We start from the raw sequence: 18991 nt of genomic DNA on the forward strand, positions 1-18991 counted from the left end.
AACCCCTATGTCCTGAAATATGAAGGCGCAGGAGCACATCATGGCGAGCGACTCACTTTTTCGGATCAAGGTTCAGAACATGTCCTGCGGCGGCTGCGTGGGCCGGGTCGAGCGTGCTTTGAATGCGCTTGAGGGCGTTTCGGATGTCTCCGTAAACCTGGCCAGTGAAGGGGCGCAGATGCGGCTGGACCGGCCTGAGCGGGCTGGCGCGGCGATCGCCGCGCTGAAGGACGCAGGCTATCCGCCGCTGCAACAATCCGTGCGCCTCACCATTGAAAATATGTCCTGTGGCAGCTGCGTGGGGCGGGTCGAGCGCGCGCTGGCCGCCGTGCCGGGCGTGATGGGCGTGTCCGTGAACCTGGCCACCGAGACGGCCAGCGTGACCTACGCCGAGGGTGCGCTGGGCGTCTCTGACCTGCTGCGCGCAGCGGAGGAGGCGGGCTATCCGGCCACGCTGCCGGATGCGGCGCCGCCCGAGGAGGCCGGCGCGCGCAAGGCAGATGAGGCGCGCGGCCTGGCGCGCAAGGCGGCGCTGGCGGCTCTTCTGGCGCTGCCGGTCTTCTTGCTGGAAATGGGGGCGCATGTGGTGCCTGGCATGCACGCGCTGATCGGTCAGACCATCGGCCATCACACCAGTTGGTTGATCCAGTTTGCCTTGACCACGGCCATTCTGGTCGGACCGGGGCGCGCGTTTTACCTGCGCGGGTTCCCGGCACTGGTGCGCGGCGCGCCCGACATGAACAGCCTCGTCGCGCTGGGCACCTCGGCGGCCTATCTCTATTCGCTCGTGGCGCTGTTTGCGCCCGGCCTGTTGCCCGAGGCCGCGCGCGCGGTCTATTTCGAGGCGGCTGCGGTGATCGTTGTTCTGATCCTGCTGGGCCGCTGGATGGAGGCGCGCGCCAAGGGCCGCACCGGGGCCGCGATCCAGCGCCTTCTGGGTCTGCAGGCGCGCACCGCGCGCGTGATGGTCGACGGCGAAGCGCAAGACGTGCCTATCGAGGAGATCGGCACCGGCGCCATCCTGCTGGTCCGTCCGGGCGAGCGCATCGCGGTTGACGGCGAGATCACCCAAGGCAGCGCCCGCATCGACGAGAGCATGATCACCGGCGAGCCGCTTCCCGTGGCGCGGACAGTGGGCGATCCGGTCATCGGCGGCACGGTCAACGGCGCGGGCAGCTTCCAGTTTCGCGCAACGCGTGTCGGCGCAGATACCGCGCTGGCGCAGATCATCCGCATGGTCGAGGAGGCGCAGGGCGCCAAACTGCCCGTGCAGGGATTGGTGGACCGTATCACACTCTGGTTCGTGCCGGCGATCTTGGCACTGGCGGTGCTGACGGTGCTGGTCTGGCTGTTGCTTGGCCCCGCCCCGGCGCTGCCTTATGCGCTGGTTGCGGGCGTGTCGGTCCTGATCATCGCCTGCCCCTGCGCGATGGGGCTGGCGACGCCGACCTCCATTATGGTCGGCACCGGCGCCGCTGCCGAGATGGGCGTGCTTTTCCGCAAGGGCAGCGCGCTGCAGGAACTGTCGGGTGCGAAAACCGTCGCGCTGGACAAGACGGGCACGGTGACCGAGGGCCGTCCCGCCTTGACCGATTTGGTGCTGGCGACAGGCTGGACCCGGGCCGAGATCCTGGGCCTTGTTGCGGCGGTCGAGGCGCAGTCCGAGCATCCCATTGCCGACGCCATCCTGCGCGCTGCCGAGGCCGAAGGCGCGCCGCGCCATGACGCGCATAGTTTTGAGGCAATTCCGGGCCATGGCGCGCGTGCCCAGGTGGCAGGGCGCGATGTGCTGGTCGGGTCGGGCCGCCTGATGGCCCGTGAGGGGCTGGATCCGGGCGCTTTGGCAGACGCGGTGGCGGACCTCGCCGGACGCGGCCGCACGGCGCTTTACGCTGCGGTGGACGGGCAGGTTGCGGCGGTGATTGCCGTGGCCGATCCAGTCAAACCCTCCAGCGCGGCGGCGATCCGGGCGTTGCGGGACCTGGGCCTGCGCGTTGCCATGATCACGGGCGATCAGCGCGAAACGGCAGAGGCCATTGCACGCGAGACCGGCATCGACGAGGTGATTGCCGACGTCCTGCCCGAGGGCAAGGTCGCCGCGGTGGAAAAGCTCCGCACCGCCGGCCCGGTCGCCTTCGTCGGCGACGGTATCAACGATGCGCCGGCGCTGGCCCACGCGGATGTCGGTATCGCCATCGGCACCGGCACGGATGTGGCGATCGAATCCGCCGACGTGGTGCTCATGTCCGGCGATCTGCGCGGCGTGGTCAACGCGGTAACAGTCTCGACCCGCACGATGCGCAACATTCGGCAGAATCTTTTCTGGGCGTTTGGCTATAACGTGGCGCTGATCCCGGTGGCCGCGGGCGTGCTCTATCCCGCATTCGGTCTCTTGCTGTCGCCGGTGTTGGCGGCGGGGGCGATGGCGCTGAGCTCGGTCTTCGTGCTGGGCAATGCGCTGCGCCTGCGCCGCATGAGGCCTCAGATGCCCGAGAGCGCGGCAAGGACCGCGCCGGCCATCCCTCAGCCCGCAGAATAAGGACGCTTGCCCATGAACATCTCTGACGTTGCGGCCCGCGCTGGCCTGCCACCCAAGACCATCCGCTATTACGAAGATATCGGCCTGATCAAACCGCAGCGCAGTGCCAACGGCTATCGCAGTTTTTGCGAGGCTGATGTTCACAAGTTGGCCTTTCTGGGCCGCGCCCGCGCGCTTGGCTTCAGCATCGAGGATTGCCGCAGTCTGATGCGGCTCTATGAGGATCGCGGCCGGGAAAGCGCCGAGGTCAAGCAGATCGCCGAAGAGCACCTGAGCCATATCGACGCCAAGATCGCCGAGCTGTCGCAGATGCGCGCTACCTTGGCATCCTTGGTCGAGGCTTGCGCGGGGGATCACCGCCCTGACTGTCCGATCCTCGCCGATCTCGCGTCCAAGTAGCGCGGCGCGCTGCACATTTGCTGAACGGCGCGAAGAGCGCGCGTGATCATGACCGCACCCGCCGCACGATAAAATTCGCAAAAATCGGAACCCTCCAGCGCAGGAACATGGTTTTCGCACCATAACCGCAAGCAATGTGCCGGTCGCGCCTGTCGGAATCGGCTGCTTGCGACTGTAAGCAAAAAGGGGGAGTGCCATGTCCTATTGGAGATTTGCCGCAATGATCGCGACCTCGACGGTCGTGATGTTCATCCTGATGTATCTCAACACGTTTCTCTGGGACCATATTTTCTGGTCCGAGACGCGCGCCTATATGGCGATCCTCATGGGCGGCGTCATGGCGATCATCATGCTTGCCTTCATGCTATCGATGTATTCCAGCAAGGCGATCAATACCGCAATTTTCATCGGCGCGGGTATCGCTGTCGCGGGCGCGCTGTCGCTGGTGCGCAGCCAAGTGACCGTGGGCGATACCAGTTACATGCGCGCGATGATCCCGCACCATTCCATCGCGATCATGACCTCGGGCCGCGCGAATATCGAGGATGCCCGGGTGCGCAAACTGGCCGACGGAATCATCTTTGCGCAGGACAAGGAAATTGCCGAAATGCGCTATCTCATCAACGAGATAGAGGCATCAGGCATTCAGACCGAAGCAGCGAGCGAGGCGCCGGCCCGGATTGTCAGCCTTGAGGATGCGCTCTCGACCGCCAAGGTCGCCGGTCTGGATGCCGAATTCCTCGATCGCGCCGAGATCGCTCAGCTTTTCCCCGACGGTGCGGCTTGCACATTCAATTATACCACGCAAAGCCCTGCCTCCCTCGCGATTGGCGAGGTCGAGGGCGCCACCTCAGCCCTCGTGAAACTCAGCGGTGATTTGGTGCAGTTGGAGGCGGATGGTGCGGGCCAGACGTTTCGCGCGGATGGGATCATGGCGCGCCTGACCGCAGCGGATGACGCGGCGGACCTTGCGCAAACCGGAACCAAGCCTGTCGAGGCGAATTTGGTTCTGGAACTCGAGGCAGGCCTGACGGCGGGCTATCGCGGCTTTTACAGCTGCCGCAGCTGACACCTCAGACATCACGTGAAAGGAGATCCTATGCCAAAGGACAGTGCCAAAACAGCCAAACTCTACCGAATGGTCATGCCCGGCCACCTTTGCCCTTTCGGCCTCAAGTCCAAGGACTTGCTGGAGCGCGAGGGATACGAGGTCGAGGATCACCCTCTCGAAACACGCGAGGAAACCGACGCTTTCATGGAGCGCCACGGCGTAGAGACAACGCCGCAGACCTGGATCGGTGATGAGCGCATCGGCGGCTATGACGAGCTGCGCGTGCATTTCGGCCTCGACAAGCCAGAGGCGGAGCGTTCGGGCACGTCTTACCGGCCGGTCATCGCCATCTTCGCCGTGGCCTTCCTCATGGCGCTCGGCCTGTCATGGTTCAGCTTCGACAGCGTGCTGACCCTGCGCGGGTTCGAGTGGTTCATCGCCATTTCGATGTGCTTTCTGGCCGTGCAGAAACTTCAGGATGTCGAAAGCTTCTCGACCATGTTCCTCAATTACGATCTGCTCGCGCGCCGCTGGGTGCGCTACGGCTATGTCTACCCCTATGCCGAGGCTTTTGCCGGGATCTTGATGGTTGCGGGCGCGCTCACATGGCTCTCTGCGCCGGTCGCGCTCTTTGTCGGCACGGTCGGCGCCGCGTCGGTGTTCAAGGCTGTCTATATTGACAAGCGCGAGCTGAAATGCGCCTGCGTGGGCGGAGACAGCAACGTGCCGCTGGGCTTTGTGTCGCTGACCGAGAACCTCATGATGATGGCCATGGGTATCTGGATGCCACTCAAGATCTACGTCCTGGGCTGGTAGGCGCGCGGCGCCGCTATTGCAGGCGCAGCCCGCTCAGCGACGCGCGGATCGCGCTGCCCGTGTCGTCGCTATCCGCCGACAGTGCGAGCCCCACCAGCGACGTGGCGTTACCGCCGAAAGCGCGGGTGTAATCGCGCGCCAGATCGACGCTCTCGCTGTGCTGCCCAGTGCCCGCCCCCCGCAATACGATGGTGCGACCGCGGGCGCCCAGATAGGGGGATTGCAAAAGCGCACCGCGCGCCGACGCACCGCCATGAACGTACATCAGCACGCGCGCCTCATCGACCTTCAAAAGGCGCGTGATGCTGGCTCCCTGATTTTGGCGTGCGATCTCTGCGGGCATGAAGACGAAGTAGACCGACAGGTTTCTGTCATCGCCGCCCTTGCGGTCAAGTGCCGTGGGCGGGACGCTGTCTGAGACCGACCAGGTCCACGAAGCGGTGCGCGTATCCCACTCTGCCTCGGGCAGGGCCGTCCAGATCATCGAGGCGGTCCCGTCCGACGCCACATTGACCGCGTCGCGCCCCTGCGCCCAGGTGTTCGAGGAAAAGAGCGAGAATTTCTGCTCGGTCCAGCCGCCCAGATGTTGGGCGGCGGAAGGCAAGGGCGCCGCGGCAAGCATGCAGGCGAGGATCAGGCGTTTCATGAAGTTCCTTTCGAGGATCAAAGGCAAAGTGTTGCCGTCACGTTCCGCCAAATTGCCCACTATTGCTACCGGCCTCGCGCGATTGTCATCCAAACGGAGCGCGCCCGCTATCTGGCGTGCGCGCTCCGTGCAGGAGTATTCGCAGAACAATGAAAGACGGGTGCGCCCCTGTTTCATCTTGGCAAAAATACTCAAATACCGCCCTCAGAGGTCGATCGCCTGCATCACTTCGGGCTCGATCACGTCCACGCCGGGCAGGGCCGCCACCAGCGCCTCGGCGGATTGCTCCAGCGCGTCGAAGGTCCGGTAGTGGCAAGGGATGACCGTTTTGAAATCGAAAAAGGTCTTGGCCGCATAGGCGGCGCGGCGCATGTCCATGGTGAAATGCCCGCCCGCGCAGAGAATACCGATTTCGGGTTGGTGCAGGTCGTGAAAGACCTTCATGTCGGCCATCACGTCCGTGTCGCCGCTGACATAGATGGTGCGCCCCTCATATTCGATCATGTAGCCGCATTCGCTGCCGGGCACATGGGGGCCGTCCTTGCCGGGAAAGCTGCTGGAATGGGTGGCGTGAACCATCGTCACGCTTACTCCGCCCAAATCAACGGTGCCGCCCTTGTTGAAGCCGACGGTCTCGATGCCCTCGTTCTCGGCCCAGTGGTTCATCAGATCGAACTGCCCCACCACTGGCACGCTCAGCTTGCGCGCCAGATCCAGCGTGTCGCTGGCATGGTCGAAATGGGCATGGGTCAGCAGGATATGCGTTGCGCCGTGCGTCGCTTCTTTGTGCCTCTCTTCGGGCAGCATCGGGTTGCCGTTGAGCCAAGGGTCGATCAGCAGGGTCTGCCCACCCCATTCGATGCGAAATGAGCTATGTCCGAGCCAGATGATCTTCATGTGAATTTTCCTATGTCGTTCCGCCGCTACGCTATCACAGCGCAGCGCCTGTGCCACCGGTTCCCCGGCGACGCTTGCGCTGCGGGCGGGGCGGCGGTAAATGCGGAACGGAAATGCCCTGACCCGAAGGATCGCACCAATGTCCATCGATACCGCAACCGCCGCCCGCGTGGCCAAACTGGCGCGGATCCGCGTCGAAGAGGATGCGCTGCCCGCGCTCGCGGATGAGTTCAACACCATCCTCGGGTTCATCGAGCAGCTGGGGGAAGTCGATGTCGAGGGCGTCGAGCCGATGGTTTCGGTCACGCCCATGCGTCTGCCGCGCCGCGCGGACGAGGTGACGGATGGCAATCAGCAGGGCAAGGTCCTGTCGAATGCGCCGGATGCGCGCGAAGGCTTTTTCGCCGTGCCGAAGGTGGTGGAATGATGACCGATCTGAATGCTTTGACCATTGCCGATGCCCGCGATGCGCTGCGCCGCGGTGACGTGACCAGTCTCGAGCTGACCGAGGCGTGCCTGACCGCGATCGAGGGTGCCAGCGCGCTGGGCGCCTTCGTGCACAATACGCCCGACGTCGCCCGCGACATGGCGAATGCCGCCGACGCGCGGCTAAAGGCAGGCGAGGCGCCCGCGATGTGCGGCATTCCGCTCGGGATCAAGGATCTGTTCTGCACCAAGGGCGTGGCCAGCCAGGCTGGCAGCGGCATCCTGGAAGGGTTCACGCCCGAATACGAATCGACCGTCACGCAGAACCTGTGGGACCTGGGCGCGGTCATGCTGGGCAAGCTCAACATGGACGAATTCGCCATGGGCTCGTCCAACGAGACCAGCGTTTATGGCAATGCAGTGAACCCCTGGCGCCGCGGCAATGATGATGCCGCGCTGACGCCCGGCGGCTCCTCTGGCGGCTCGGCCAGTGCGGTCGCTGCCGATCTTTGCCTGGGCGCGACGGGCACCGATACCGGTGGCTCGATCCGCCAGCCGGCGGCCTTTACCGGCATCACCGGGATCAAGCCGACCTACGGGCGCTGCTCGCGCTGGGGCGTCGTTGCCTTCGCGTCGTCGCTCGATCAGGCGGGCCCGATGACCAAGACGGTGCGCGACAGCGCCATCATGCTGAGCGCGATGTGCAGCCACGATCCCAAGGACAGCACCAGCGCCGATCTGCCCGTGCCCGATTTCGAGGCGATGCTGACCGGCGACATCCGGGGCAAGGTGATCGGCATTCCGGCCGAATACCGCATGGAGGGCATGCCTGCCGAGATCGAGAAGCTATGGCAGGACGGCACCGCCATGCTGAAGGACGCGGGCGCCGAGATCCGCGATATCAGCCTGCCGCACACGAAATACGCACTGCCGGCCTATTATGTCATTGCGCCCGCAGAGGCCTCGTCGAACCTCGCGCGCTATGACGGCGTGCGGTATGGCCACCGTGCCAAGCTGGCGCCGGGTGATGGCATCACCGAGATGTATGAGAAGACCCGCGCCGAAGGCTTCGGCGCCGAGGTGCAGCGCCGCGTCATGGTGGGCACCTACGTGCTCTCGGCGGGCTTCTACGATGCCTATTACAACCGCGCGCGCAAGGTCCGCACGCTCATCAAGCGGGACTTCGAGCAGGTGTTTGAGGCAGGTGTCGACGCGATCCTGACGCCCGCCACCCCCAGCGCCGCCTTCGGTCTGGGCGAGATGGCGAGTGCCGATCCGGTGCAGATGTATCTGAACGATGTCTTCACCGTCACGGTGAACCTCGCCGGCCTGCCGGGCATCTCGGTGCCCGCCGGACAGAATGCCCAAGGGCTGCCGTTGGGCCTGCAATTGATCGGGCGTCCGTGGGAGGAAGGCGATCTGCTGAATTGCGCCTACGCGCTGGAACGGGCCGCAGGCTTTGTGGCAAAACCCGATAGATGGTGGTAATCCCGGGCGCAGACGGCCAGTGATGGCCCACTTGCGGTGGTTTTGAAGGCGAATGGTATGAAGCGATTTCTTTTGGCCAGCGCGGCTCTGGCGGCGCTTGCATCTTGTGGGACATCCATCCCCGAAAGCGGCCCCGATATGGGCGCCGGTGTTGGCTTTGGCGATTACGACGAATACCAGGCCCGCCGCGAAGCCCAGCTGAACGGCACGGCGCTGCCTCCGCCCGATGCCATTTCGTCCGAGCCGCTGGACGGCACCGGGGCCGCGGGCAATGATGCGGATGACATCGCGGCCCAGACCCGCGCGGCCCTTGGCGGCGAGGCGCGTGACACCGCCGCCAATTCTGGCGAGCCGCCCGTATATGCCAGCCCCGACAACCCTGCGCCTGCCATCACGAACAGCCAGGGCATATCGATCGAAAACAATTTCGACGCGGTCAGCGCCAATCGCACCATTCAGGACGATGCGGCGCGCGTGGCGGCGCAGCGCCAGCAATACGAGGTGGCGTCGGTCGAGGCATTGCCCAGCCGTACCGGTGGCGAGGGGCCCAATATCGTGGCGTATGCCCTCAACACGACTCACGCGCCGGGCACGCAGATGTATCGCCGTGGAGGTTTCAACAAGGAAGCCAAGTTCGAGCGTGCCTGCGCGGCCTATCCCGGCCCCGACATGGCGCAGATCGACTTCCTGTCGCGCGGCGGGCCCGAGCGGGACCGCCTTGGGCTCGACCCCGATGGCGACGGCTTTGCCTGCACGTGGGACCCGCGCCCCTTCCGCCGCGCTGCGGGCAACTGATCGCGCCCATGGGCGATGCTGCGACGCAGGCGGATGCGACATGGCATCCGTCGCCCAATTCCGGCCCGCGCCGGGATGGCCTGCGCCCCGAGCTTCTGCTGATCCACTTCACCAAGATGCAAAGCGCCGAGGCGGCGGTGGCGCGCCTGTGCGATCCCGCCGCCGAGGTCTCGGCCCATTACGTGATCGCCGAGGATGGGCGGCTGTGGCAGCTGGTCGACGAGGCGGCGCGCGCCTGGCATGCCGGACGTGGCAGCTGGCGGGGGGCGGGCGACGTCAACTCCCGCTCGATCGGGATCGAGCTGGCCAATACCGGCGCGCATCCGTTTCCCGAGCCCCAGATGTGCGTTCTCGAGCGGTTGATGCACGGCATCATGGCGCGCTGGCATATCCCGCCCGAAGGGGTGCTGGGGCATTCCGATATTGCACCCGATCGCAAGGACGACCCCGGCGCGCGTTTTGATTGGCGCCGGTTGGCGCGGCAGGGCTTTGCGGTCTGGCCGGAGGCGGGCGCACAGGCGCCCACAGAGGCGTTTCGAGATCTTGCCGCACAGGTTGGCTATGGCATGGATTTCAGTGATGCTGACCTGCTGACTGCGCTGCGCCTGCGCTGGCGGCCTTGGGCACGCGGGCCACTGGTGGCGGCGGATATGGCGGTGCTGGCCGACATCGCCGCGCGCTTTGGCGTTGACCGGAGCGGCGCGGACGCCTAAACGCCCGAGTGCGCGGAGGGCCGGATGGCCGCTTGGGCGGGCTTCGGCCCGTCGGGGAGGAAAGTCCGGACTCCACAAGGCAACGGTGCCGGGTAACGCCCGGCTGGGGTAACCCAAGGGAAAGCGCCACAGAAAACAGACCGCGTCGGTCGATCGCGTGCGATCGACCTGCGTAAGGGTGAAACGGTGGGGTAAGAGCCCACCGCGGGGCTGGCAACAGCGCCGGCACGGCAAGCCCCACCGGGAGCAATGCCAAATAGGGACCGCGCGCGGGGCTGGTCGAGTTCGCTCGATACCGCCCGCAGGCACGTCTTGGCCCGGCGGTCCGGGTTGGCAGCCAAAGGGGCGGTGGCAACACCGTCTTTAGATGAATGGTCATCCAGGGGCGGGTTACGGCCCGCTCTGGACAGAATCCGGCTTATAGGCCCTCCGCGCATTCACGGGCTTTGCGGGCGCTGCACCAAGATCGCGCAGGCGCCGCACATCCTGCCATCTGGCTTTTGGGTATTTTGGCCAAGAAAAAACCGGGGCCGCGCAGCGCCTAATTGACCTTATGCGGTTGACTCGGGCGGCGGCGCGGTTAAAAGGCAGGAAATTGAATTACCGGCAGCGGCGCTGCCCGGCGCAGGAGATGACAAATGGCGAAGCCGACCACAATCAAGATCCGCCTGAACTCGACCGCGGGCACGGGCCACTTCTATGTGACCAAGAAGAATGCCCGGACCATGACCGAGAAGATGGCGATCAAGAAATACGACCCCGTCGTGCGCAAGCATGTCGAGTACAAGGAAGGCAAGATCAAGTAAGATCTGCCGATATACCTTGGATGAAATGAGCCGCGCCCTCCGGGTGCGGCTTTTTCTTTGCTTGGAGGGTGGGTTCGCTGCGGCGCACATGACCTGTGCGGCGAGCCGGAATTGCTCTGTTTTGGCGGCCGTGCCTAAGGTCTCTGCATGGAAATCCCGGGGAGGTGCAGATGTCCGATAAACCCAAGAGTGTGGAAGACGCCCGCGTCGGCCATGCGCATTTGAAGGTGGCCGATCTGGAGCGGGCGGTGCGGTTCTACCGCGATGTCATCGGGATGGATGTGACCGCGCGCTACGGGGCGGCCGCGGCGTTCCTGTCGTTCGGCGGCTATCATCACCATCTGGGGCTGAATACCTGGCACAGCCGGGGCGGGACTGCGCCACCGGCAGGCCACACGGGGCTCTACCACGTCGCGTTGCTGTTCCCGGACCGTGCCGCTCTGGGGCGTGTGATCTTGCGGCTTCTGGAAGCGGGCTATGACCTGACGGGCGCCGCAGATCATGGGGTGAGTGAGGCGGTCTACCTGGATGATCCCGATGGCAACGGTTTGGAGCTTTACCGCGACCGTGACCCGGGCGATTGGCCGAGAGACGCAGACGGCGCATTGCAAATGGTAAACGAGCGGCTGGACATTGATGCTTTGGTTGAAGAAGGGCGCGCAAGCCTTTTAAAGGCATCCGAGAAATGAAAAAGGCCGCCCCGAGAGGCGGCCTTGGTCCGTTTCAAGCTGAGCGGGTTTACTCGCGATTGCCCAAGAGCTGCAGCAGGAACATGAACATGTTGATGAAGTCGAGATAGAGACGCAGGGCGCCCATGATCGCCGACTTGCCCAGCCATTCGCTGTCGCCGTGATGCGCGTGGGCCAGATACTCGTTCTTGATCGACTGCGTGTCGTAGGCCGTCAGGCCCGCGAAGATCAGTACACCGATGATCGAGATCGCGAACATGATCGCCGGCGAGCCGAGGAAGATGTTGATGATCGACGCCACGATGAGGCCGATCACACCCATGATCAGGAAGCTGCCCCAACCCGAGATGTCCTTCTTGGTGGTGTAGCCCCAAAGGGACAGACCGGCGAAGGCGATCGAGGTGGTCAGAAAGACCTGTGCGATCGAGAAGTCGGTGAAGACGACGAAGATATAGCTGATCGACACACCCATGACGGCGGCAAACGCGTAGAAAAAGAGCTGCGCGGCAGCGGCCGACAGTTTGTTGATCACGGCACCAAAGGCGAAAACCATGATCAGGGGCGCGAACATGACGATCCAGCGGGTGATCCCGGTAAAGAGCGTCTCCATCATGTAGGCATTGTTGCCCACGGCCCAAGCCGTCAGGAATGTCAGCAGCATGCCCACGGACATGGTGCCATACACCTTATTCATATGGGCGCGCAGGCCCTGGTCGATCTCGGCTGTGCGGGTGCCGCCCGCCGTCCGGATCGTATTGAATTCAGCCATCTAAGCCTCCGTGTTGCTGAAGAAGACCCCGCCTTGGGGGCTTTGACTGCAATATCGGGGCGCGCGCCTCGGTTTTCAAGGTTTTTCGGCTTCGGATTTGCGCCGCCGCGCTGCGCGTATTGACGCAGCGTCAGCGGCGCGGTGCTTCACCTGCGGCAGTGCCGACCCGGCGAATCGGCATTTGGCGCGGGGTTGCCAGGCATGGGGCAGATCCCACAGAGGGCGGCGCGCTTCGGCGTCGGCCTCGGCACGAGTCAGACCGATATCTGCCAAGGCTGCGCCGTCCAGCGCGGCCAGCGCGCGGCGCGAGCGGTAGAGGGCCGCGAGCGAGCTGAGCGAGGGCCAGTTGCGGGAGGCGGCGGGGCGGGCGTGAACCAGGCTGGTCATGAAAATCATCCTTTCTCTGTGATGTTTGGTGGATCACTCATATCGTCTGTTGATATATCTGCCCTGTTATGATCAATATTGGAAATGAATGTTTATCGCCCTATACATCAAGGATCGTGATATATGAGAAATCTCGACATGACGACGCTGCGCTCTTTCGTGGCGGTAGCGGACCAGGGCGGGGTCACGCGCGCGGCGGCGATGCTGAACCTGACGCAATCGGCGGTTTCGATGCAGCTCAAGCGGCTGGAGGATCTGTTGGGCCTTGGCCTGTTGGACCGCAGCGGGCGAGGCGTCGCTTTGACGCCTTCGGGCGAGCAAATGCTGGGCTATGCGCGCCGTCTCGTGGCGCTGAATGACGAAGTGGTCGGCCGCCTGACGGATCAGGTATGGGAGGGTGAGGTCACGTTTGGCGTGCCGCATGACATTATCCATCCCGTCATTCCGCGCGTGCTCAAACAGTTTTACGCAGCCTTCCCTCGCGTGCGCGTGCATCTCATCTCGCTCTATTCCAGTTTGCTGATGGAGGCACATGGCAAGGGTGAGATCGACCTGATCCTGACGACCGAGACAGTTCTGGGGCCGGGGGGCGAGACGCTGACCGAAGTGCCCTTGCGCTTTTACGGGGCGCCAGGCGGGGTTGCCTGGAAGCAGCGGCCTTTGAGGATCGCCAATTGCCGCAATTGCCTCTTCCGGCCCAAGGCCATCCGCCTGCTGGAGGAGGCGCAGATTCCGTGGGAGAGCGCGATCGATTCGAATTCTGACGGCGCGATCGAGGCCACCGTCAGTGCCGACCTTGCGGTGACGACCATGTTGGAGGGGACCGCCCCGCATCTGCTCGAAGCGGTGCCACAGAATTCCGGCCTGCCGGATCTGGGTCTGCAAAAGATCAACATGTACGGCGCCGCGACCCCGCGCAGCGAATTGGTGACGCAGCTGGCGGCAGTCGTGAGGCAGGGCTTTGGTGCGCCGCTGATGGCCGTGGCGTCCTAAGGCACCGGTGTCGGGTGCCCGGCCTCAGGCCATCGTGACGACGACCTTTCCTGTCGATTTGCGGGCGCGCAACAGCTCGAGCGCGTCCGCGGCCTGATCCAGAGGATAGACGTGATGCGCCCTCGGCGCGATGCGGCCCTCGTCGGCCCATGTCAGCAGCTCGGCCAGGGAACGGGTCAAAAGCTCAGGCGCGAAGGTCAGATAGCCGCCCCAGTAGAGGCCCATGACGGTCAGGTTCTTGACCAGAAGGTGATTGGCCGGAATGCGGGGCACATCGCCACTGGCAAAGCCGATGGTCAGAATGCGCGCCTCGGGGCGGCAGGCACGGAACGCGGCGGTGAACTGATCGCCGCCGACGGGATCATAGACCACGTCCGCGCCGCCAAGCGCCTTGCATGTCTCGCGTATATCGTCGGTCTCGCTGTCGATCAGCTCATGCGCGCCGGCGGCGCGGGCGGCCTCCAGCTTGTCCTTGCCGCGTGCGCAAGCGATGACGCGTGCGCCCATCGCGGCGCCGATCTCGACTGCGGTCAGGCCGACACCGCCCGCAGCGCCCAGCACCAGTAGGGTTTCGCCGGGCTGCAATCGCGCGCGCCGGGTCAGCGCCAGATGAGAGGTGCCGTAGGCGATCTGAAAGGCGGCGGCGGCCTCATGGCTCAGGCTGTCGGGCAGGGCAACGGCGCGCGCGGCGTCGAAACAGCCGTAGTCCGCCAGCCCGCCTTGCCCGCCATAAACCGCGACGCGCGTGCCGGGCGCCGGGCCAGAAGCGCCCTCGCCAAGGCTATCGACCACGCCTGACAGCTCCAGCCCGAGGGTGAAGGGCAGGGCGGGCGTGTCCTGATAGCGCCCGCTCATCATCAGCAGATCGGCGAAGTTGAGCCCGCAGGCATGGATCTTGATACCTATCTGGCCGGGGCCGGGGCGGGGCCGTGCGATCCGCTCGATCGCGGGCGGCGCATCATGCGAAGTGACGCAGTAGGCGCGCATTGTCATGGGGTCTATCCTTTCGGCTTGGCCGCTTGGCGCCAGTCCGTCGGACGTAGCCGATGGCCTGCGACGCTGTCAATTTCGCTCCGCTCGTCGGGACTGTGCCCTTCGCTACCGCTTAAATTGATCGAATTTTGATCAAACATCCTGGCGCGTATAAATTTTCTTGTGTATTGCCGCCGTGATGTTAATCTTTTGCCATTAGCAAAATCAAATTACCCTGGGCAGGGATTGCACGCCCGGCCTGAGCAAAACAGACAACTCGATGTCCGGGCAATCTTCGGTCATCCCTTCGTCAAAGGATTGAAAAGATGCCCCATCACGTTGATGTTCATGTGGGAAAACGGATTCGCCATCGCCGTTGGCTGGTCGGTATGACGCAGCAACAGCTGGCCGAGAGTGTTGGTATCAAGTTCCAACAGATCCAGAAGTATGAAACCGGCGCCAACCGCGTCAGTGCATCGCGCCTTTGGGATATCGCGGCTTCGATGGAAGTCGATGTGGGCTTCTTCTTTGAAGGGGTCGAGGCGGGTCAGGCGGCAGCGGATGCCGCAGCCGCGTCGCCCACCAAAATGCCCGCACGCGGTGGTCCTGCCGATCTGCTGGGCGACAAGGAGGCGCTGGATTTGGTGCGCTCCTACTACGCAATCCCGGAAAATCAGCGCCGGCGTCTATTTGATCTTGCGCGTGTTCTCAGCGACGTTGCCTGAACGCGGCCCTAGACTGGCGGCCTTGTAACACGGGCCGCCGCGCTCTACTCCTGCGGGCCAGAAGGCGGGCAGGGGGCGAAGGCGACATGATCCAAAGTGACGAGGTGGATGACATCATCGCGGCGGCGCATGCGGCCGCGGATGCCGCGCGCGGTGCGATCCTTCCCTATTTCCGGCTCTCGTCGCTTGACGTCGATGACAAACACGCGCCCGGCGCCCAGAGCGAGGGCACGTTCGACCCCGTCACAGCGGCCGATCGCGCCGCAGAGCAAGCGATGCGCGCGGTTCTGGCGCGGCTGCGGCCCGCCGACGCGATCCTGGGTGAGGAGTTCGGCGAGGCAGGCGGCACAAGCGGTCTCACTTGGGTGCTGGACCCGATTGACGGCACGCGCGGATTTCTGGCGGGCACGCCCACATGGGGCGTTCTGATCGCGGTTTGCGGACCCGAAGGGCCGATTTACGGCGTCATTGATCAGCCCTATATCGGCGAACGTTTCGAAGGCGGTCTTGGCCGCGCGCGCCTCACCGGTCCGGCGGGCCAGCGCAGCCTGGCGGCGCGCGGCGCCCGGCCCCTCGCCGAGGCGACGGTGATGACCACGTTCCCCGCGGTCGGCACGCCCGCCGAAGGCGCCGCCTTCGCCCGCATCGCCGACGCTGCGCGTACGGTGCGCTACGGCTATGATTGCTACGCCTACGCCCTTCTGGCGCTGGGATTGATTGATCTGGTCATCGAGGCGGGGCTGAAACCTTACGATATCTGCGCGCCCATTGCCGTCATCGAAGCAGCGGGCGGGATCGTCACCGATTGGCGCGGCGGTCCGGCGCATCACGGCGGACGCATCGTCGCCGCGGCGAACGCGGCGCAGCATCGTGCTGCGCTGGAGATCCTGTCGCAAGTCGCCTGACCAGCCGCCCCCCGTTCGCGGGGGTGGCGCGCGGGCGTTCTTGACGCTAGCCTCGCGTCACTTGCACCTGATCACTCCGGAACCAGTCCAATGCGCCACCTTCTTCTTGCCTATCTTATCTGCCTCTTGCCGGCGGCGTCCTTTGCGGCCGAGGACGTGAGCGCCGCCGCAAGCCCTGCGCTGAGTGAGATCCGTGGGCGGAATAACCTGCCGCCCCTTGAGACCAGCGCGGCATTGGCGCGCGCCGCCAGCGCCCATGCCGAGGACATGGCGACGAACGGATTTTTCAGTCACACCGGCTCGAACGGGTCAGGCATCGGTGACCGGGCGCGCGCGGCGGGCTACGGATTTTGCTTCATCGCCGAAAACATCGCGAAGGGGCAGGGCAGTCTGGATCAGGTGATCGAGGGTTGGATGGGCTCGACTGGGCATCGCCGCAACATCCTGGCAGAAAACGCGCGCGAGTTTGCCGTCGCGCGAGGCGATGGCGCGATCTGGGTCATGGTGCTGGGCCGGCCCGGCTGCTGACGCTGCGGCGCCGTCAACCGCCAAAGAATTTGGGCTTGAGCCTCAGAAGTGTCTCGCAAATCTGGGCTGTCAGGCTCTGCGCCACTCCCAGCGCCTCCTGGTGCGCGCCGTAGCCCTTGGATACGGCCGCCTCTATGGTCGAGGATTGTACGAGCGACGCAACCAGCTCGGGGTGCTTGGCGGCATAGCCCTCGCCCAGCTGGGCATCGATCGCGGCAATCGCTTGGGCAAGGTGGCGCGCGGCGGCGGGGTCTTGGGACATGGATCTTTTCTCCTCGTTGCGAGGTTGAGCTAGCGCGCCGCTTGCTCTTGGCGAGTGCGCGCGCGCCCGCAAATCCGTCGGCGCAGGTCTGGCGTTTCCCGTGATGCCTGATTGTTTTTCACCCCTCGCATGGCTAATGCTGCGCGAGACAATCCGCATGAACACGCGAGAGGCCATATGAGCGATCAAGAGCAGACCCCGCAGACCTCCGCTGCCACAGCCGAGGACGAGCGCGACGACGCCTACGAGCTGGATCGCAACGCCGTCGCGCGCATCATCCACGCGGTCGACAATGATGACCGCGCCCAGCTGATCGAAGAGATGGAGCCGCTACACCCGGCGGACATCGCCGACCTTCTGGAGCAGGTCAGCGCCTTTGACCGGCGCCGGGTCATTGCGCTTTACGGCGACGAGTTCGACGGCGACATCCTGTCCGAGCTGGACGAGTCGATCCGCGAGGAAGTGCTGGGTTATCTCAGCCCCGAGGTTCTGGCCGTCGCCGTGCGCGAGCTTGACAGCGACGACGTGGTCGATCTGGTCGAGGATCTTGAGGACGATCAGCAGAACGCCATTCTCGAGGTGCTGGAGGATAGCGATCGCATCGCGGTGCGCCAGTCTCTGAACTACCCCGAATACTCTGCCGGCCGTCTGATGCAGCGCGAATTCGTCATGGCGCCCGAGCATTGGAACGTGGGAGAAGCCATTGATTTCATGCGCAATCAGCAGGATCTGCCCGAGCAGTTCTATCACATCATGCTGGTCGATCCCAAGCTGCACCCCGTGGGCAACGTCACCTTGGGCAAGCTGATGTCGTCGCGCCGCGAAGTCATGCTGTCGAGCCTCGTCGAAGAGACGTTTCATGTGATCCCGGTCACGCAATACGAGGGCGACGTGGCCTATGCGTTCAACCAGTATCACCTGATTTCGGCGCCCGTCGTGGACGAGAACGAGCGCCTGGTGGGTGTGATCACCATCGACGACGCCATGGCCGTCCTCGATGAGGAGCATGAGGAAGACATCCTGCGTCTTGCCGGTGTGGGCGAGGGCGGTCTGAACGACAATTTCATCGACACGACCAAGCAGCGTTTTCCTTGGCTGGCCGTCAACCTGGTGACGGCGATCCTTGCCTCGCTGGTCATTGCGCAGTTCGAAGCGACGATTGCGCAATTCGTGGCGCTGGCCGTTCTGATGCCCATCGTCGCGTCGATGGGCGGCAATGCGGGGACGCAGAGCCTGACCGTCTCGGTCCGCTCGATCGCGACGCGCGACCTGACCGGATCGAACGTCTGGCGCGTCATCCGGCGCGAGGTGACGGTGGGTCTGATCAACGGGCTGATCTTTGCGGTGGTGATGGGCGTGATCGGCGTGGTTTGGTTCGGATCTCCGGCGCTGGGATACGTGATTGGCGCGGCGATGGTGATCAACCTGGTCGTCGCGGGCCTTGCGGGCACCGGCATACCCGTCCTTCTGGAGAAGGCGGGCATTGATCCGGCGCTTGCCTCGGGTGCCTTTGTCACGACCGTTACGGATATTGTCGGCTTCCTGGCCTTTCTGGGCCTTGCGGCGCTCTTCCTGCTATGAGCGAGCTTGCCGCGATCAAGGACGCTGCCCGGCGCGCGGCATTTGCGCGCCGCAAGGCCGCGCATGACGTCCCAGGCCCTGCGCCCGCTGCCCGTTTGTCCGAAGTGTTGGCAGGCTACCGGGGCGTGCCGCTTGCGGGGTATATGGCGATCCGGACCGAAATCGATCCGCTGCCCGCGATGGAGGAAGCCGCGGCGCATGGGCCAGTCGGTGTGCCTGTCATCATGGCCAAAGACGCACCCCTGAAATTCTCTCGCTGGACGCCGGGCTGCGAGATGAAGGACGGCCCGTTCGGGGCGCGCATCCCGAAGATCGATGACTATTTGACGCCTCAGATCCTTATCGTGCCCTTGGTCGCGTTTGACCGTGCGGGCGGGCGGTTGGGTTATGGTGGCGGCTTCTATGACCGGACGCTGGAGGGCCTGCGCGCGTGTGGCCCCGTCTTGGCCATCGGCTTTGCCTATGGCGCGCAAGAGGCCGATGGCCTGCCGCTTGAGCCGACGGATCAGCCGCTAGACATGATCGTCACCGAGTCTGAGGTCATCGAGCTTGGCTAGGTCCGCCTCCGGCGGGAGTATTTTCGGAACAATGAAAGCAGTTGGCG

The 18991-nt window shown here is 64.4% G+C and carries 22 protein-coding genes and 1 other RNA gene; 17 read left to right on the top strand and 6 right to left on the bottom strand.

Annotation, left to right across the window (positions count from 1 at the left end):
- The first annotated feature begins 40 nt into the window (after positions 1 to 40).
- The 4 genes from BW975_RS14385 to BW975_RS14400 all read left to right on the top strand — a co-directional run bounded on the left by BW975_RS14385 (position 41) and on the right by BW975_RS14400 (position 4805).
- A complete protein-coding gene (locus tag BW975_RS14385) occupies positions 41 to 2539 on the top strand; it encodes a heavy metal translocating P-type ATPase (protein ID WP_076535017.1) in 2499 nt (832 codons plus the stop codon).
- Positions 2540 to 2551: 12 nt separating this feature from the next.
- Positions 2552 to 2938, top strand: a complete 387-nt coding sequence (gene cueR / locus BW975_RS14390; RefSeq protein WP_076535018.1) for a Cu(I)-responsive transcriptional regulator — start codon at positions 2552 to 2554, stop codon at positions 2936 to 2938.
- A 196-nt stretch (positions 2939 to 3134) separates the two neighbouring features.
- Positions 3135 to 4007 carry a DUF305 domain-containing protein gene (locus BW975_RS14395; RefSeq protein WP_076535019.1) on the top strand — a complete coding sequence of 291 codons (873 nt, stop codon included), beginning with the start codon at positions 3135 to 3137 and terminating at the stop codon, positions 4005 to 4007.
- Between the two features lie 30 nt (positions 4008 to 4037).
- On the top strand, positions 4038 to 4805 hold the full coding sequence (locus BW975_RS14400; RefSeq protein ID WP_170846588.1) for a MauE/DoxX family redox-associated membrane protein: 768 nt from the start codon (positions 4038 to 4040) through the stop codon (positions 4803 to 4805).
- A gap of 13 nt (positions 4806 to 4818) precedes the next feature.
- On the opposite strand, the gene BW975_RS14405 is transcribed toward BW975_RS14400, so the two are convergent.
- Both BW975_RS14405 and BW975_RS14410 read right to left on the bottom strand, forming a co-directional pair.
- A complete protein-coding gene (locus tag BW975_RS14405) occupies positions 4819 to 5451 on the bottom strand; it encodes a DUF3047 domain-containing protein (RefSeq protein WP_076535020.1) in 633 nt (210 codons plus the stop codon).
- A 204-nt stretch (positions 5452 to 5655) separates the two neighbouring features.
- On the bottom strand, positions 5656 to 6348 hold the full coding sequence (locus tag BW975_RS14410) for a metal-dependent hydrolase (RefSeq protein WP_076535021.1): 693 nt from the start codon (positions 6346 to 6348) through the stop codon (positions 5656 to 5658).
- 139 nt (positions 6349 to 6487) lie between these two features.
- Here BW975_RS14410 and gatC point away from each other — a divergent pair, with 139 nt between their 5' ends.
- From gatC to BW975_RS14445, 7 genes are all read left to right on the top strand, one after another.
- On the top strand, positions 6488 to 6775 hold the full coding sequence (gene gatC, locus BW975_RS14415) for an Asp-tRNA(Asn)/Glu-tRNA(Gln) amidotransferase subunit GatC (RefSeq protein WP_076535022.1): 288 nt from the start codon (positions 6488 to 6490) through the stop codon (positions 6773 to 6775).
- The gene (gene gatA / locus BW975_RS14420; RefSeq protein ID WP_076535259.1) at positions 6775 to 8262 is read left to right on the top strand and encodes an Asp-tRNA(Asn)/Glu-tRNA(Gln) amidotransferase subunit GatA; all 1488 of its coding nucleotides are present in this window, start codon (positions 6775 to 6777) and stop codon (positions 8260 to 8262) included. Before gatC ends, gatA begins: the two co-directional genes overlap by 1 nt.
- A gap of 57 nt (positions 8263 to 8319) precedes the next feature.
- Positions 8320 to 9057, top strand: a complete 738-nt coding sequence (locus BW975_RS14425) for a hypothetical protein (RefSeq protein ID WP_076535023.1) — start codon at positions 8320 to 8322, stop codon at positions 9055 to 9057.
- Between the two features lie 8 nt (positions 9058 to 9065).
- On the top strand, positions 9066 to 9770 hold the full coding sequence (locus BW975_RS14430) for an N-acetylmuramoyl-L-alanine amidase (RefSeq protein ID WP_076535024.1): 705 nt from the start codon (positions 9066 to 9068) through the stop codon (positions 9768 to 9770).
- 12 nt (positions 9771 to 9782) lie between these two features.
- Positions 9783 to 10207: RNase P RNA component class A (gene rnpB / locus BW975_RS14435), an RNA gene on the top strand.
- Between the two features lie 201 nt (positions 10208 to 10408).
- Positions 10409 to 10576, top strand: coding sequence for a 50S ribosomal protein L33 (rpmG, locus tag BW975_RS14440; RefSeq protein ID WP_007204264.1), 168 nt, complete (start codon positions 10409 to 10411; stop codon positions 10574 to 10576).
- 170 nt (positions 10577 to 10746) lie between these two features.
- A complete protein-coding gene (locus BW975_RS14445) occupies positions 10747 to 11265 on the top strand; it encodes a VOC family protein (protein WP_076535025.1) in 519 nt (172 codons plus the stop codon).
- A 49-nt stretch (positions 11266 to 11314) separates the two neighbouring features.
- Here the strand turns inward: BW975_RS14445 and BW975_RS14450 are convergent, their stop codons facing one another.
- Both BW975_RS14450 and BW975_RS18415 read right to left on the bottom strand, forming a co-directional pair.
- Positions 11315 to 12034 carry a Bax inhibitor-1/YccA family protein gene (locus tag BW975_RS14450; RefSeq protein ID WP_076535026.1) on the bottom strand — a complete coding sequence of 240 codons (720 nt, stop codon included), beginning with the start codon at positions 12032 to 12034 and terminating at the stop codon, positions 11315 to 11317.
- Between the two features lie 75 nt (positions 12035 to 12109).
- Positions 12110 to 12421, bottom strand: coding sequence for a YjiS-like domain-containing protein (locus tag BW975_RS18415; RefSeq protein WP_335743502.1), 312 nt, complete (start codon positions 12419 to 12421; stop codon positions 12110 to 12112).
- 123 nt (positions 12422 to 12544) lie between these two features.
- Here BW975_RS18415 and BW975_RS14460 point away from each other — a divergent pair, with 123 nt between their 5' ends.
- Complete coding sequence (locus tag BW975_RS14460) at positions 12545 to 13414, top strand: LysR family transcriptional regulator (RefSeq protein ID WP_076535028.1); 870 nt, start codon at positions 12545 to 12547, stop codon at positions 13412 to 13414.
- A 24-nt stretch (positions 13415 to 13438) separates the two neighbouring features.
- Here the strand turns inward: BW975_RS14460 and BW975_RS14465 are convergent, their stop codons facing one another.
- Positions 13439 to 14401, bottom strand: coding sequence for an NADPH:quinone oxidoreductase family protein (locus BW975_RS14465; RefSeq protein WP_076535260.1), 963 nt, complete (start codon positions 14399 to 14401; stop codon positions 13439 to 13441).
- A 311-nt stretch (positions 14402 to 14712) separates the two neighbouring features.
- Here BW975_RS14465 and BW975_RS14470 point away from each other — a divergent pair, with 311 nt between their 5' ends.
- The 3 genes from BW975_RS14470 (at position 14713) to BW975_RS14480 (ending at position 16544) form a co-directional block, all read left to right on the top strand.
- Positions 14713 to 15111 (top strand): helix-turn-helix domain-containing protein, encoded by a 399-nt coding sequence (locus BW975_RS14470; RefSeq protein WP_076535029.1) that lies wholly within the window; start codon positions 14713 to 14715, stop codon positions 15109 to 15111.
- Between the two features lie 86 nt (positions 15112 to 15197).
- Complete coding sequence (locus BW975_RS14475; RefSeq protein ID WP_092746243.1) at positions 15198 to 16016, top strand: inositol monophosphatase family protein; 819 nt, start codon at positions 15198 to 15200, stop codon at positions 16014 to 16016.
- A gap of 90 nt (positions 16017 to 16106) precedes the next feature.
- Positions 16107 to 16544, top strand: a complete 438-nt coding sequence (locus tag BW975_RS14480; protein WP_076535030.1) for a CAP domain-containing protein — start codon at positions 16107 to 16109, stop codon at positions 16542 to 16544.
- A 13-nt stretch (positions 16545 to 16557) separates the two neighbouring features.
- Here BW975_RS14480 and BW975_RS14485 read toward each other — a convergent pair whose 3' ends face one another.
- Entirely contained in the window at positions 16558 to 16806 is a 249-nt protein-coding gene (locus tag BW975_RS14485; RefSeq protein ID WP_076535031.1) for a hypothetical protein, read from the bottom strand.
- 177 nt (positions 16807 to 16983) lie between these two features.
- Here BW975_RS14485 and mgtE point away from each other — a divergent pair, with 177 nt between their 5' ends.
- Both mgtE and BW975_RS14495 read left to right on the top strand, forming a co-directional pair.
- Entirely contained in the window at positions 16984 to 18387 is a 1404-nt protein-coding gene (gene mgtE, locus BW975_RS14490; protein WP_076535032.1) for a magnesium transporter, read from the top strand.
- Positions 18384 to 18944, top strand: a complete 561-nt coding sequence (locus BW975_RS14495) for a 5-formyltetrahydrofolate cyclo-ligase (protein WP_076535033.1) — start codon at positions 18384 to 18386, stop codon at positions 18942 to 18944. The genes mgtE and BW975_RS14495 overlap by 4 nt, the downstream gene beginning before the upstream one ends.
- Positions 18945 to 18991: the final 47 nt, after the last annotated feature.

This window comes from Roseovarius nanhaiticus, from assembly GCF_900156535.1.
GTDB lineage: Bacteria > Pseudomonadota > Alphaproteobacteria > Rhodobacterales > Rhodobacteraceae > Roseovarius > Roseovarius nanhaiticus.